The 14,544-nt window shown below is 47.7% G+C and carries 9 protein-coding genes and 1 pseudogene; 7 read left to right on the top strand and 3 right to left on the bottom strand.

Annotation, left to right across the window (positions count from 1 at the left end; translation table 11 throughout):
- Positions 1 to 131 precede the first annotated feature (131 nt).
- The 4 genes from JCM12259_RS11050 to eno all read left to right on the top strand — a co-directional run bounded on the left by JCM12259_RS11050 (position 132) and on the right by eno (position 5,795).
- Positions 132 to 788 carry a hypothetical protein gene (locus JCM12259_RS11050; protein WP_025066504.1) on the top strand — a complete coding sequence of 219 codons (657 nt, stop codon included), beginning with the start codon at positions 132 to 134 and terminating at the stop codon, positions 786 to 788.
- A 36-nt stretch (positions 789 to 824) separates the two neighbouring features.
- Positions 825 to 3,077, top strand: coding sequence for a family 20 glycosylhydrolase (locus tag JCM12259_RS11045; RefSeq protein WP_025066503.1), 2,253 nt, complete (start codon positions 825 to 827; stop codon positions 3,075 to 3,077).
- A gap of 158 nt (positions 3,078 to 3,235) precedes the next feature.
- Entirely contained in the window at positions 3,236 to 4,324 is a 1,089-nt protein-coding gene (gene trpS, locus JCM12259_RS11040; protein WP_025066502.1) for a tryptophan--tRNA ligase, read from the top strand.
- A gap of 163 nt (positions 4,325 to 4,487) precedes the next feature.
- Complete coding sequence (gene eno / locus JCM12259_RS11035; RefSeq protein WP_025066501.1) at positions 4,488 to 5,795, top strand: phosphopyruvate hydratase; 1,308 nt, start codon at positions 4,488 to 4,490, stop codon at positions 5,793 to 5,795.
- 65 nt (positions 5,796 to 5,860) lie between these two features.
- Here eno and JCM12259_RS11030 read toward each other — a convergent pair whose 3' ends face one another.
- The 3 genes from JCM12259_RS11030 to JCM12259_RS11020 form a co-directional block, all read right to left on the bottom strand.
- Positions 5,861 to 6,400 (bottom strand): helix-turn-helix transcriptional regulator, encoded by a 540-nt coding sequence (locus JCM12259_RS11030; RefSeq protein WP_025066500.1) that lies wholly within the window; start codon positions 6,398 to 6,400, stop codon positions 5,861 to 5,863.
- 690 nt (positions 6,401 to 7,090) lie between these two features.
- Positions 7,091 to 8,893, bottom strand: coding sequence for a chloride channel protein (locus JCM12259_RS11025; RefSeq protein WP_025066499.1), 1,803 nt, complete (start codon positions 8,891 to 8,893; stop codon positions 7,091 to 7,093).
- Between the two features lie 30 nt (positions 8,894 to 8,923).
- Entirely contained in the window at positions 8,924 to 9,493 is a 570-nt protein-coding gene (locus JCM12259_RS11020) for an L-threonylcarbamoyladenylate synthase (protein ID WP_025066498.1), read from the bottom strand.
- Positions 9,494 to 9,607: 114 nt separating this feature from the next.
- Between JCM12259_RS11020 and fmt the strand changes: the two genes are divergently transcribed.
- The 3 genes and pseudogenes from fmt to JCM12259_RS11000 all read left to right on the top strand — a co-directional run bounded on the left by fmt (position 9,608) and on the right by JCM12259_RS11000 (position 14,279).
- On the top strand, positions 9,608 to 10,582 hold the full coding sequence (gene fmt, locus JCM12259_RS11015; protein WP_025066497.1) for a methionyl-tRNA formyltransferase: 975 nt from the start codon (positions 9,608 to 9,610) through the stop codon (positions 10,580 to 10,582).
- Positions 10,583 to 10,722: 140 nt separating this feature from the next.
- Positions 10,723 to 13,678 (top strand): annotated as a pseudogene (locus JCM12259_RS15220) (outer membrane beta-barrel protein).
- A 235-nt stretch (positions 13,679 to 13,913) separates the two neighbouring features.
- The gene (locus tag JCM12259_RS11000; protein WP_025066496.1) at positions 13,914 to 14,279 is read left to right on the top strand and encodes a hypothetical protein; all 366 of its coding nucleotides are present in this window, start codon (positions 13,914 to 13,916) and stop codon (positions 14,277 to 14,279) included.
- The last annotated feature ends 265 nt before the right edge of the window (positions 14,280 to 14,544 follow it).

Here is a 14,544-nt window from a genome sequence, read left to right as displayed (position 1 = left end):
GCAGTGTGATTAACGGTTGGTCGCACGCCAATTGATGCTTATTGATACATCGCCTGATGAATTAGAGAGTTCAGAATTTTGTGTTTTCAATTATATTTTCTAAATTTGTCGACAAAAGGAGAAACGCTGTTATGGAAAAGATTACCTTAGATAACTTTGATGCCGAATACGTAGACTGTATCGAAGAACAAGAGATTGACAAATTTGTTTGTCGTGAAATGAGTCGCCAAATTCACCGATATATCAAGGGAATGTCGGGTAGCAAGCAGATCATGGAGAAGTTTGAAGAGCGCTTGTCTACGCTTTCGTTGGCCGAAAAAGAAGAAGCGCTGGCCCGATATATCGATTTAAATCGCAAGGCTATACGCGGATTGGATTTCAAAATCGTGCTGGCAAGGTCGATGGCCAATTATTGCGACACGTTCGATTATCTCTTGACGCTGGTCAACAACAAGCGGAAGATGGTGTATTATCTCAATCGAATCAAGGAGAAATATGTGCGTTTCCACCAGGTTTTCGAGCAAGATGGGAAGTTTGGAATCAAAGATTATAAGGGCGATATACTCATACAACCATTGTATAGTTTCTTGCGCACATGTTATGTTTATGTTGACGATCTGAAAGAGATGCCCATTATTGCAGAGAAAGCTGGCAAAGTGGGACTCGTTTTACCTGATTATCATGACACGGTGGTGGCCGATTTTGTTTACGATGATATTGCCTTGCGCGACGAACCGCCTTATTTTGAAGCGACAAAGGATGGCAAGACGGTGTTGTTGGATGTGTGACAGCTATTTCATTTTCAATAAACAGATCATTTATCGATGAATCATTTCAGGCTGCTCTTGATCGCAGCACTCCTCACGTTATGCCTCTCTCATTCGGAGGCAGAGATTAATGTTGTGCCTGTGCCGCAACAAGTGGAATACGGGAACGGGTATTATCGGTTCGGAACGACGATTCGAATCAGTTATGCAGATCATTCGTTGGAGCCGGCTTCGGCGTATTTGGGACATCATCTGACACAACTTCTCAAGCGGAAAGTCGTCACGGTGTATAATAGAAAAGGTGATATCCGATTGTCTTTGGATAAAAATCAACCCAAGGATGGGTATCGCTTGACGATTGATAAAACGGGAATTGATGTCCACGGAAATGATTATTGCGGTGTGATTTCGGCTATTGCAACGATCCGGCAGTTGGCTTTTGAAAAACAATTGCCATACGTTCGCATCACGGATGCACCGCGTTTCGAGTGGCGCGGATTTATGTTGGATTGTTCGCGACATTTCTTTTCCAAGGCCGAAGTTGAAGAATTGATCGATCTGATGGCGCTTTACAAACTCGATCGATTTCATTGGCATCTGACAGATGACCAAGGTTGGCGTATCGAAATCAAGCGTTATCCGCTGTTGACAAACAGAGGTGCGTGGCGGAAATATAATAATCAAGATCGCGTTTGCTTGAATAGGGCAGCACAGGAAGATAATCCCGACCTGTTGTTGCCGGCTTCAAAAAAACGTGTCGAGGGTACGGACACCTTGTATGGAGGCTATTACACGCAGGCCGATGTGCGCGAAATCGTGGCTTATGCCAAACAAAGAGGTATTGAAGTTGTGCCCGAAGTGGATATGCCCGGCCACTTTTTAAGTGCCGTTTCCAATTATCCGGGACTCTCTTGTTTTGATACAGTGGGGTGGGGGAAGACCTTTTCGTCACCCATTTGTCCTGGAAAAGATAGCGCATTGGAGTTTTGTCGTCATGTGTGGGAGGAACTTTTTGAACTCTTCCCCTATGAATACGTCCACATCGGAGGTGATGAGGTGGAGAAGGACAACTGGAAGAAATGTCCTGATTGTCAGCGTCGGATCAAGGAAGAAGGACTGAGAAACGAAGAGGAATTGCAGTCGTGGTTCATTCACCAGATGGAAAACTACCTCAATGCAAATGGTAAAAAGATGATCGGTTGGGATGAGATCATGGAGGGCGGACTGTCGAAAACAGCCACAGTGACGTGGTGGCGCACATGGGCTCCTCGTGTTGTGAACGATGTTACGGCTCAAGGCAACGATGTGATTTATTGTCCCAATGCGGAAATGTATGTGGATTATCCCGAACAGAAGACCAGCGTGGAGAAGATTTACAAGTATGATCTATTGCCGCAAACGCTGACCAGTGCGCAAAAAGCGCATGTTAAAGGTGTTCAGGCTAATCTATGGACCGAATGGGTGCCCTCTCGCAACCAGATGCTTTATATGTATTTCCCGCGTATGATTGCATTGGCTGAACTCGGTTGGAGTCGATCCGAACGAATGGATTATGCGGATTTCAGTCGCAGATTGCGTTACCAATTCGATATATTGAATCGAATGAACATTCCATATCGTATTCCCGACTTGGACGGATTCCCCAATTTGACAGCCTTTACTACGCAAGGTACGCTTCATGTGAGCTGTGCTGACCCGACGGCAACCGTTAGATATACGACCGATGGCAGTTTCCCGTCTGTCAAGTCGCCGCAGATTACCGGAGCGATCACCGTGGATGAGACCACACATTTCATTCTCCGCCCGTTTGGTCAAAACGGAAGGGCTGGCGAAATGATCAAAGCCGATTTCGTGAAGCAAGGTTATTTAGAGCCGATTTCTGTGCAAAGCGACTTGCAACAGGGGTTGAAAGCCGATTGGCATGAGTTCTCCGGCGTGACGTGCAAGCATATTGGTAAAGCGCCACTCAATGCTTCTTATCAAATAAATGATGTGGAGATTCCTGCCGGCGTGAAAGGAAATATCGGATTGATAATCAACGGATACATCAAGATTCCCACTGATGGTATCTATACTTTCTCCTTGTTGAGCGACGATGGAAGTTGGTTGAAAGTGGATGGTAATATGGTGGTGAATCAGGATCGAGAGCAATCACCTCATGAAGAAGTGTGTCAGCAGGCGCTGAGAGCAGGTTTCCACAAGTTTGAAGTGCGCTATTTCGATCATAACGGGGGACAACTTCGGCTCCATGTTTACGATCAAGACGGAAAGCGTTTGAATCCTTCGGACCTCTATTTTCATGTGAAATAACGATCGTTTTTCGCTCGTCAAAACAACAAGGCTTCATTTCCGATTCGGGAATGAAGCCTTTTCTGATGGTGATTTGAATAGGACATAAGTTTGAATAGAATTTATTTTGCATTCCGTTTGATTTATCGTATCTTTGCATTTGAATTTCAAGAGAATCAATGGGAAAAGTTATATTGACAGGCGATCGCCCCACCGGAAAATTGCATTTGGGGCATTATGTGGGGTCGTTGAGGCGCAGAGTGCAGTTGCAAAACGAAGGAGACTATGACCGGATGTTTGTGTTTATGGCCGATGTGCAGGCGCTGACCGATAACGCCGACAATCCAGAGAAAATCAGACAGAATATGGTCGAGGTGGCACTCGATTATCTCGCCGCTGGGTTAGACCCCGAGAAATGTACGCTCTTTATGCAGAGTCAAATCCCGGAGTTGGCCGAACTCACCGTTTATTTGATGAATCTCGTCACCGTTTCGCGCGTGCAACGCAATCCGACCGTAAAGACTGAGATCAAGATGCGCAACTTCGAAGCTAATATCCCGCTAGGTTTTTTCTGCTATCCCGTGAGTCAAGCTGCCGATATTACGCTCTTTAAGAGTACCACGATACCTGCTGGCGAAGACCAAGAGCCGATGATCGAACTGACACGTGAATTAGTGCGCCACTTCAATAGCACGTATGGTGAGGTGCTTGTCGAACCCAATATCGTGTTGCCCGACAATCAGGCGGCCATGCGTTTGCCTGGAACCGATGGCAAGGCGAAGATGAGTAAGAGTCTCGGCAATTGCATTTATCTGAGCGATTCGGCCGAAGACGTTTGGCAAAGCGTGCGCAGCATGTACACCGATCCCGATCATCTGCGCGTGGAAGATCCCGGTCGAGTGGAAGGAAACATGGTGTTTACTTATCTCGACGCGTTTTGTAAGCCCGAAGATTTTGTAGAATTCTGGCCCGAGTATCATAATCTTGACGAACTCAAAGATCATTATCGGCGTGGCGGTTTGGGAGATATGAAGTGTAAGAAATTTCTCAACAGTGTGCTTAACAAGATGCTCGAACCGATGCGCATGCGTCGCCGAGAGTTTGAACAGGATATTCCCGAAATCTTCAATATGTTGCGTAAGGGAACCGAAAAGGCTCGTGCCGTGGCTGCACAGACGATGGACGAAGTGCGTCGCGCCATGAAAATAGATTATTTCAACGACACCGCGCTGATTCGCCAACAGAGCGAAAAGTTTCACAAAAGATAAAACAACCTGTTGTCACATCCGGTTTACATATCCGAACACAACGAATAAAATAAAGACCGATACCTTGACAGAAAACGGTTTTTGGCTGATAAAAATTTCATCATATCGATTTTAGACAGTAACTTTGCAAAGTATTCAACGAATCTTTTAAATAATAGTAATTATGGTAATTGAAAAAGTTCACGCAAGAGAAATTCTTGATTCGAGAGGCAACCCTACAGTTGAGGTAGAAGTAACATTGGAAAATGGCGTGATGGGACGTGCGAGCGTTCCCTCTGGCGCTTCGACAGGTGAAAACGAAGCCCTCGAGCTCCGCGACGGCGACAAGAATCGCTTTGGCGGTAAGGGAGTTTTGAAAGCTGTTGAAAATGTAAACAATCTGATTGCACCCGCTTTGAAAGGATGTTGCGTACTCGAACAACGCGCTATCGATTACAAGATGCTCGAACTCGACGGCACACCCACCAAGAGCAAACTTGGTGCAAATGCCATCCTCGGCGTGTCGCTTGCCGTGGCCCACACAGCTGCCAAAGCGCTGAATATCCCCTTGTATCGATATATCGGCGGTGCAAACACTTATGTGCTGCCCGTGCCGATGATGAATATCATCAATGGCGGTGCGCATTCAGACGCACCCATCGCTTTTCAAGAATTTATGATCCGTCCCGTAGGTGCCAAGAGTGAGCGCGAAGCCATCCGCATGGGCGCTGAGGTCTTCCACGCATTGGCTAAAAATTTGAAGAAGCGTGGACTCTCCACAGCCGTGGGCGACGAGGGCGGTTTCGCTCCGAAGTTTGAAGGCATTGAGGATGCGCTTGATTCGATCATTTTGTCAATAAAAGACGCAGGATATGAGCCGGGCAAGGACGTGAAGATCGCAATGGACTGCGCAGCAAGCGAATTTGCCGTTTGTGAGAACGGAAAATGGTTCTACGACTATCGCCAACTAAAAAATGGAATGCCCAAAGATCCCAACGGTAAAAAACTCACGGCTGATGAGCAAATCGCTTATCTCGAGCAGCTGATTACCAAATATCCGATCGATTCGATCGAGGATGGACTCGATGAGAACGACTGGGAGAACTGGGTGAAACTCACCGACACGATCGGAGACCGCTGCCAATTAGTCGGCGATGATCTCTTCGTGACCAACGTGAAATTCTTGGAGAAAGGCATCAAGATGGGAGCTGCAAACTCGATTTTGATCAAGGTTAATCAGATTGGATCGCTCACCGAGACGTTGGAAGCTATCGAGATGGCTCATCGTCACGGCTATACCACTGTGACATCTCACCGCTCGGGTGAAACAGAAGATACGACGATTGCTGACATCGCCGTTGCGACAAATTCTGGTCAGATTAAGACCGGTTCGATGAGTCGCACCGATCGTATGGCCAAATACAACCAGCTCATCCGTATCGAGGAGGAGCTTGGAAGCGTGGCTGGCTACGGCTATATCAAATTGAGATAACGCGTAGTTTTAATTAATAGAGTTATGATGGGCCGCCGCGAAGTGATTCGCGGTGGCTCTTTTTGTTATAAAATAAAGCGTCCGAGATCGCCCGACTCACGCGCTTTCAACCGGTAGGTTCCGGGAGGATAGCCGTGGTCTCGGTGGAAGCTGTAATACAAATTTGTGGCCGAACCGATTCCGCTACGTTGAGCCACGTCTTTCAGTTCCATATTCGTGTATCTAAGAAGGTCTTCCGCCATACGCATCTGCCAAGCCAGGCGAAAGTCGATTCCATTCATACCCGTAAGGACATAAGTCAACGAGTCGATATCGGTGCTTATCAATCCATTCTTTTCGTAAAACGGGATGGGAGATGTGTTTCCTCTGTCGAGATATTGCAGATATTGGTCGAAGATCTTGATACCGGTTGGGGTGATGTTTCGATCAATCAGCTCATAATGCGCGCTGCCATTCTCTTCAAAAATTCGCTTGTGCGTGAAGGGCATGAAGTAAATTTGATCAAACGAGAACTGGGGAAGTTCCCTAAGGTGTCGTTTTCTCTTTTTTTGTTTATAGATTGTTTCGTCTTCATACCATCTTTGATAGAGCCTTCTTTTTTTCATGATTTTTCATATTGGTTCTCTGCAAAAGTATCATTTTATATATGAATTTTGAGCTCTTCTTAGAAAAAAAGTGATTTTCTAATAAGATTTTTCTGTTTTTTAAACAAAATATGCATTAGAAATTAACCGATTCCTTGTTCGGTTAATTTCCGAGGGGTCAGAAATTAACCAATTCCTTGTTCGGTTAATTTCCGAGGGATCAGAAATTAACCGATTTCTTGTTTGGTTAATTTCCGAGCGGTCAGAAATTAACCGATTCCTTGTTTGGTTAATTTCCGAGTAATCGGCTGGAATAAATTATTTCTCTAATTTCTTTACGATGTATCGGATAGTGTGGATTAGGTTTTAAGGTTATTGTGCGATGAATCGGCTATTGTGTATTTCTGATTTGTTTGTTATATAATGTATCAGCTAGTGTGAATTAGGTTTTAAGGTTGTTGTGCGATGAATCGGCTATTGTGTATTTCTGATTTGTTTGTTATATAATGTATCAGCTAGTGTGAATTAGGTTTTAAGGTTGTTGTGCGATGAATCGGCAGTTGTGTATTTCTGATTTGTTTGTTGTATGATGTGTCGGATAGTGTGGATTAGGTTTTAAGATTGTTGTACGATGAATCTGTCTATATCAATAGATATGGGGTTTGGGATAGGGGGGATTGTGAGGGGGAAGGATTGCGTGGGATATAAAATTTATTCTGCGGAGAGGTCTTCTACCATTTTTCTATACATTTTATATGTCCGCGTGCGAGAAATGACACCTATTATATGGTTATTGACGTCAACGACCGGTAAATAGTTGAGTGATGTTTGATCAAACTTGTTCATGACATCTTCCATGGGGTCGTTGATTCCTAAGAGTGCATCGACTGGTCTCATCAGTTGGCTGACGTTGAATTTCTGGTAGAGTTCTGTTCTGAACATGATGTGTCGTATCTGTTCGAGGTCTATGATGCCGAGAAGTGTATTGGCTTGATCAATGACGGGGATGAAATTGGTGTGACTTCGACTGATTGCTTGCACGAGTTTTCCCAGGGGGAGGTCGGGAGCGACGGGGGTGTAGTCACGCTCGATAATGCTGTGAAGATTCATCAGGGTGAGTGCAGCGTGGTCTGTGTGGTGTGTGATTAGCTTTCCTTCTCGTGCGAGGCGCATGCCGTAGATGCTGTGTGGCTCGAAGATGTTGATGGTTAGATAGGCGGAAATGCAGACGATCATCAGGGGCATGAATAATTGGTATCCGCCAGTGAGTTCGGCTATGAGAAATATTCCGGTGAGAGGTGCGTGCATGACTCCGGTCATGACTCCTGCCATGCCGAGGAGTGTGAAGTTCTTTTCTGGTATGTAGGTTCCGATTTGATTGATATTCCAGAGTCGTGCGAAGAGGAAGCCGCTGAATGCTCCGATGAATAGTGAGGGGGCGAATGTTCCTCCACAGCCTCCTCCTCCGTTGGTGGCTGATGTGGCAAAAGCTTTGGTGAGGATGATTAGGGCGATGTAAATGACGAGGAATTGACTGTTGCCGTAGAATATGGAATTGTTCATGACGGTGTCCCAATCAGATTGGGTTTGTCCGTTGAGGAGGATATTGACAGCCGAGTATCCTTCTCCGTAAAGCGAGGGAAATAGGAAGATCAAGAGGCTGAGGATTAGGCCGCCGAGTGTGAGGCGGACGTAGAGCCGATTTTTGAATCGTCCGAAGATGTTTTCGCAGGCGGTCATTGTTCGTATGAAGTATAGGCTGACGAGACCACAGAAGATTCCGAGCAGAATACTGGCTGGGACGCGTTCCAAGAGCCATTCTCCATCGAGATGGAAGGTGAAAAGTGAATCACTTCCTGTGAAGATGTATGTAAAACATGTTGCCGTAACACATGAGATGAGGATTGGCAACAGGGAGGCCATTGTGAGGTCGACCATCAGCACTTCGAGGGTGAAGACGAGTCCGGCGATAGGTGCTTTGTAGATTCCTGCGATGGCTGCTGCTGCTCCGCTTCCAACGAGGAGCAGGAGAGTCTTGTTGTCCATCTTGAAGAATTGTCCGAGGTTGCTTCCTATGGCGGATCCTGTCAGGACGATGGGTGCTTCGGCTCCGACAGATCCTCCGAATCCGATTGTGATGGCGGACGCGATCAGGGAGCTCCAGCAGTTGTGTGGTTTGAGTTGGCTGCGCTTGGTTGATATGGCGTAGAGCACGCGCGTGATGCCGTGGGAGATGTTGTCTTTGACGATGTATTTGACAAAGAGCGCTGTGATGTAGATTCCAATGACGGGGAAGACGAGATAGAGCCAATTGAAGGTGGTGATGTCGAATCCGGCTGTGAGGAGGTATTGTATTTGCCGGATGAGCCAATGTAGGATGTAGGCGGCCACAGCAGCGAAGAATCCAATGAAGAGGGCTAACAGGATGATGAACTGTCGGTCGGTGATATGCGTCTCTCGCCATCGGACGAGTCTTTGTATGCGTGTTGTGTGTAGCGGTTGGGCCGATTCCATATCTGTTGTCGTTGTGTCGGTGTGCTGCGTTTATTTTCGGATGATTTTGACTTGTCCGTCTTCGCTTAGCTTGATGATTGAGCTGGGCGTGTGTGGTTTATGTTCTTGTCGTCTGGATTGGCAGACGTAATCGACAGCGTCTATAATTTCGGGTGAAATGTCTGAGAATTTGGCTGCTGTGGGTTTGCCGCTGATGTTGGCACTGGTGCTGACGAGCGCTTTTTGGAATCTGAAGCAGAGTTCTTTGGAGAACGGTTCTCGGGTGATTCTCAATGCGATCGAACCGTCTTGTGCGATGAGGTTGTGTGCTAGATTCACGGCATTGTCAAGGATGATGGTGGTGGGTTTCGTGGCTAAATCCAGTAAATCCCAGGCCACCTTGGGCACGTTTCGCACATATCTTTGTAGTCGTGCATCCGAATCGACCAAGCATATCATTGCTTTGGAGTCGTCTCGTTGTTTGATCCGATAGACTTTTTCCACGGCTTCGGGGTTGGTTGCATCGCATCCGATACCCCAGACGGTGTCGGTGGGGTAGAGGATGATGCCGCCTTGCTTCAACACGGCTACTGCGTTCTTGATATCTTCTGCTTGATTCATGCTAAAAACAATTTATTTTGCGAGACACAAAGGTAGTGCAATTCTCAGAGATGGCAAAATAAATGCCTGACTTTCGCGGATTTATTGCTACCTTTGCAGGAAATAATTGGCATAATGAGAAAAGAGGATTTGCGTATTGTTTTCATGGGGACGCCGGAGTTTGCGGTAGAGTCGCTCCGCCGATTGACAGACGGTGGATATCATGTCGTGGCTGTTGTGACGCAGCCAGACAAACCGGTGGGACGCCATGGTTCGACGCTGCGTGCTTCGGCGGTCAAGGAGTTTGCTGTCAGTCGCGGTTTACCCGTGTTGCAACCCGTCAGGATGAAAGACGAGCAGTTCTTAGCTGAATTACGGGCTTATCGTGCCGATCTGCAAGTTGTGGTGGCCTTTCGGATGTTGCCAGAGGTGGTTTGGGGGATGCCTCGCTTCGGCACTTTCAATGTCCATGCCGCTCTACTGCCCCAATATCGTGGTGCGGCGCCGATCAATTGGGCCATTATCAATGGCGAGAAGCAGACGGGTGTCACAACGTTTTTCTTAGATCATGACATTGATACGGGTCGGATTATCATGCAGCGGACTTTTGATATTCCGGATGATGCCGACGCAGAGTTCGTCTATAATGGTTTGATGGATCTCGGTGCAGCGGTTTGCATTGAGACTGTCGACGAAGTGATCCGTATGGATGGAAATGTGCCGGCGAAAGCTCAACCGGAGCCGGAGGTGTTGAAATCTGCACCGAAGATTTTCAATGAGACGTGTCGGATCGATTGGAATCAGTCGGCTAAGCGTATTTATGACTTCATTCGCGGTCTGAATCCCTATCCAGGCGTGTGGACGGAGATGTGCAGTGAGGAGGATAAGGCTCAGCGTGACATGTTCGTCAAGATTTATAAGGTGGCTAAGACGGCGAGACCTTGTCTCGGGGAGAGCGGAAGCTTGTTTGTTGTCGGCAAGCAACTTTATGCCAACACGGGCGATGGATGTTTGGAGATCTTAGAACTCCAACTCTCGGGCAAGAAGCGTATGGCAGCAAAGGATTTTCTCAACGGCTTCCACGATATCGAGCTTTATCGGTTTCGTTGATGGCACGTGGCCGCAGGATGAGCGGTGAACGAATGGTCGATGGGCAATTCGTTTACCGCTCATTTGTTTCTGTATGCGAGATTAAACTTCGGAGCTGTTCTTACATCTAAAAAGATGTAATTTAAAAGAATGGAAAAGAAATGAGGAAGGTTTTCCTGCTGATACTCTTAGCAATGGTGTCGGTGATGGCATCGGCGCAAGGGGCGAAACTGACGGGGACGTTGGTGGACCGTGATACACGGGAGCCGTTGACACAAGCTACGGTTCAATTACTCAAAACGGACAGCACTTTTATCACCGGCGCAATCTCTGATAACAACGGGCGATTTTCTTTCACGACATCTGCCAGTGGGCGATTTCTGTTGAAAATCACCATCATCGGTTATCAGACCACTTACAGGCGCATCCTGATTCCGACTGGCCGTGATTTGTCAGTGGGCACAATTGCGCTCGGCACCGACGCCGTGATGCTGAAAGGGGCCACCGTCACGGGACAGGCCACGAAGGTGGTCTTAAAGGAAGACACCTTTATTTATAATGCTTCGGCTTATCGCACGCCCGAGGGATCAACTGTCGAAGAATTGGTGAAGCGATTGCCTGGCGCTGAGGTTGGCGACGATGGTAAGATCACAATCAATGGAAAAGAAGTGAAGAAGATATTGATCGACGGCAAGGAGTTTATGACCGGTGATACGAAGACGGCACTGAAAAACCTCCCCACGTCGATTATCGATAAGATCAAAACCTATGACCAGCGTAGCGATCTGTCGCGCGTGACGGGGATCGATGATGGCGAAGAGCAGACCGTGCTCGACTTTGGTATTAAGGAAGGGATGAACAAAGGCTTGTTCGGCAATGCCGATTTATCGGCGGGCAACCACGGGCGCTATGCCGAACGGTTGATGGATGCTTATTTCAACAGCAAGTGGCGCGTAATGCTTTTCGGCGGAGCTAATAACACCAATGATATGGGCTTCCCCGGCGGCGGTGGTCGAGGCCGATTCGGCGGAGGCCGACAAGGACTGAATGCCTCGAAGATGGTAGGGGTCAACATGAATTATGACGACGGACAAAGATTGAAGATCGATGGCAGTCTGCGTTGGAATCACTCCGACGGCGATGTGCGCACGCAGAGTGCCGTGGAGAATTTCGTGAGTAGGATGGGGCTTATTCCAACAGCATCGGGCAGCGTTATACCCGCGGCAATAGTTGGGATGGTAGGATGCGTGTGGAATGGCGTCCCGACACGTTGACCAACATTATGTTTCGTCCCAGTTTCACAGTTTCTCAAGACGACGGCATCGCATTAAATCGGTCGGCAACGTTTATGCTGGATCCTTATCAGTATGTAACCGACCCGCTGAGCACTTCCTCGATCGCGCAGTTGGTGGCCGATAGTTTGGTGGTCAACACACGCAACAACAGCGGAATCACTTATCGAGATGTCAGGCGGACGGCTGCTATGCTGCAATACAATCGTCGCTTGGGCAACAACGGCCGTAACTTCACGCTACGCGTCGACGGTAGTTACGGCGAGACCCAGGCCGACAATCTATCGCTCACCAATGTGCACCTCTATCGTTTGCGCAATGTGCTGGGACAGGATTCCACCTATCAGACCAACCGATACAGTCTGGCGCCGGTCAAGAATTGGAGTTATAGTGCGCAGGCCACGTATAGCGAACCGTTGTGGCGCGCCATATTCCTGCAATTCAGTTACAAGTTTAAATATAGTTACAGCAAAAGCGATCGCCAGACCTATGATTTCAGCCCTCTCGGCGAAAACTTTTTTGCCGCCCTCTCGCCCGCTTATCGTGGCTGGGATAGCTATATCGGCCGACTGACACATCCCTTGGCGAACTATTCGGACGAAGCCCTGAGCCGCTACTCCGAGTATAAGAATTATACCAACGAACTGGAATTGATGTTGCGCATCATCCGGTCGGCGTATAAATTCAATATCGGTGTGATGCTCCAACCGCAGAAATCACATTTCATACAAAACTATCAGGCGTGAACACCGACACCACCCGAACCGTAACCAATTTCTCTCCGACGCTGGATTTCCGCTATCGGTTCAGCAAAGTGAGCAACCTGCGTATCAATTATCGCGGAACCACCACGCAGCCAAGTATGACCGACTTGCTGGACATCAACGACGATAGTGATCCGCTGAACATCCTCCGAGGCAACCCAGGATTGAAGCCGTCGTTCACCAACAACTTCCGTCTTTTCTATAACAATTATGTCCAAAGGCGCCAACGTTCGATCATGACATTTCTGGACTACAACAATACGCGCAATAGCATTAGCAATCGGGTGACGTATGACGAAACCACCGGTGGACGCGTCTCCCGACCCGAAAACATCAATGGAAACTGGAGCGCCGCAGGAGCTTTCATGTTTAATACAGCCATCGATTCAACGGGTTATTGGAACGTGAGCACATTCACCAATGCCCACTATAATCACTATGTCAGCTATCTGAGTCCTAATCGCTCGACATCGTCGGTGAAGAGCGCCACACGTTCGCTCTCCTTAGGCGAACGCCTTGGCGGCAGTTACCGCAACAGTTGGTTGGAGTTGGAGCTGGATGGCTCATTCAATTACACTCACTCGCGCAACCGATTGCAGAGCGTGAACAATCTCGATACGTGGCAATTCGCTTACGGAGCCACCCTCAATCTCACCGCACCCTGGGGCATGAGTCTCTCCACAGATCTGCACCAAAACAGTCGACGAGGTTACAGTGACCATGCGATGAACACCGATGAGTTGGTGTGGAATGCACAGCTGGCACAGAGTTTCCTGAAAGGGAGACCGCTCACCGTGAGTTTACAATTCTATGATATACTCCACAATCAAAGTAATTTGAGCCGAACAATCAATGCGCTCCAGCGTAGTGATACGTCGTATAACAGCATCAACAGCTATGCCATGTTGCACGTGATCTATCGCCTCAATCTCTTCGGCACCCGTGATTCGCGTCGCGGAATGCGCGGATCCGACGATAGATCTCGGTTCGGAGATCCCGGCGAGCGGGGCCACAGACCTCCCGGTGCGCCCGGCGGCGGCCGACCGCCTTTCATGCACTGAGTGGCAATCTGGTCGGCCGACGGCAGGATTGCTCCTCTATCCGTCTTGATGAGAAGTATGCGAGTTGTGAGGCAGAAGTCCCATACTTGTGCATGAGCACTATACGACTTCTTGTTCGGCATCAATATCCGGATGAAACTGACAGATCATAGAATATTGTGCGCCGAATCGTTTGTTCTTCTTTGAAAATATCCCTATCTTTGCAATATCTAACTGATAAAATACAATCAAGATTATGAAAAAGTCTCTGTTTCTTATGCTAGCCTTGCTGGGCATCATGGTTTCGATGTCAAGTTGCTCTTCGGATGATGCTGTGGAAGATGCCCCCTCTCTTAAAAACACCATCTGGGTGAACGAAGAGGATGGATATAATGAAATCAGCTTCGGAACGGTGTCTTTCCAATGGAAACACGTCGAAGATAACGAGACGGAAAGTGGATTTGGCGGCTATACATACTACGACCCGCCACTCGTGAAGCTCACTTATCTCGGTTCTGAACTAGGAAAGGAAGTAACGGTATTTGCAAGAGTCGATGGCGACAAGCTTATTTTTGACGACGTCATTTATACGAAGAAAGGCATCCTTTATACTAAGAAATAGATAGCGAAAAGCAAGGGGACAAACTTGCACACGTATAATTATTTATTGACAGGCGCATATAAGTCATGCAATTTGCACCTTGCATAGAATTTCTTTGGGAAATGTTTGCCGGTTTAAGAATATTTAATTACCTTTGCCCCCGGTTTTGACAGTTCCTGGCGCCTCCTTCCGCCCCCTAAGTTAGGGAGATGGGGGTCTGAACAATTAAAGAGATGATTAAACAAGCAAATATAACCAGCAGCACGGCGATGCACAGAAACTTCGG

It is taken from the genome of Hoylesella enoeca JCM 12259 (genome assembly GCF_000613405.1).
GTDB lineage: Bacteria > Bacteroidota > Bacteroidia > Bacteroidales > Bacteroidaceae > Prevotella > Prevotella enoeca.
Note: the sequence above shows the minus strand (reverse complement) of the source record. Positions and strands in the feature narration are given on the sequence as shown.

Bases quoted from the DNA above. Each gene is read 5' to 3' on its own strand.
- JCM12259_RS11050 (WP_025066504.1), top strand. From the start codon at position 132: ATGGAAAAGATTACCTTAGATAACTTTGATGCCGAATACGTAGACTGT.
- JCM12259_RS11045 (WP_025066503.1), top strand. From the start codon at position 825: ATGAATCATTTCAGGCTGCTCTTGATCGCAGCACTCCTCACGTTATGC.
- trpS (WP_025066502.1), top strand. From the start codon at position 3,236: ATGGGAAAAGTTATATTGACAGGCGATCGCCCCACCGGAAAATTGCAT.
- eno (WP_025066501.1), top strand. From the start codon at position 4,488: ATGGTAATTGAAAAAGTTCACGCAAGAGAAATTCTTGATTCGAGAGGC.
- JCM12259_RS11030 (WP_025066500.1), bottom strand. From the start codon at position 6,400: ATGAAAAAAAGAAGGCTCTATCAAAGATGGTATGAAGACGAAACAATC.
- JCM12259_RS11025 (WP_025066499.1), bottom strand. From the start codon at position 8,893: ATGGAATCGGCCCAACCGCTACACACAACACGCATACAAAGACTCGTC.
- JCM12259_RS11020 (WP_025066498.1), bottom strand. From the start codon at position 9,493: ATGAATCAAGCAGAAGATATCAAGAACGCAGTAGCCGTGTTGAAGCAA.
- fmt (WP_025066497.1), top strand. From the start codon at position 9,608: ATGAGAAAAGAGGATTTGCGTATTGTTTTCATGGGGACGCCGGAGTTT.
- JCM12259_RS11000 (WP_025066496.1), top strand. From the start codon at position 13,914: ATGAAAAAGTCTCTGTTTCTTATGCTAGCCTTGCTGGGCATCATGGTT.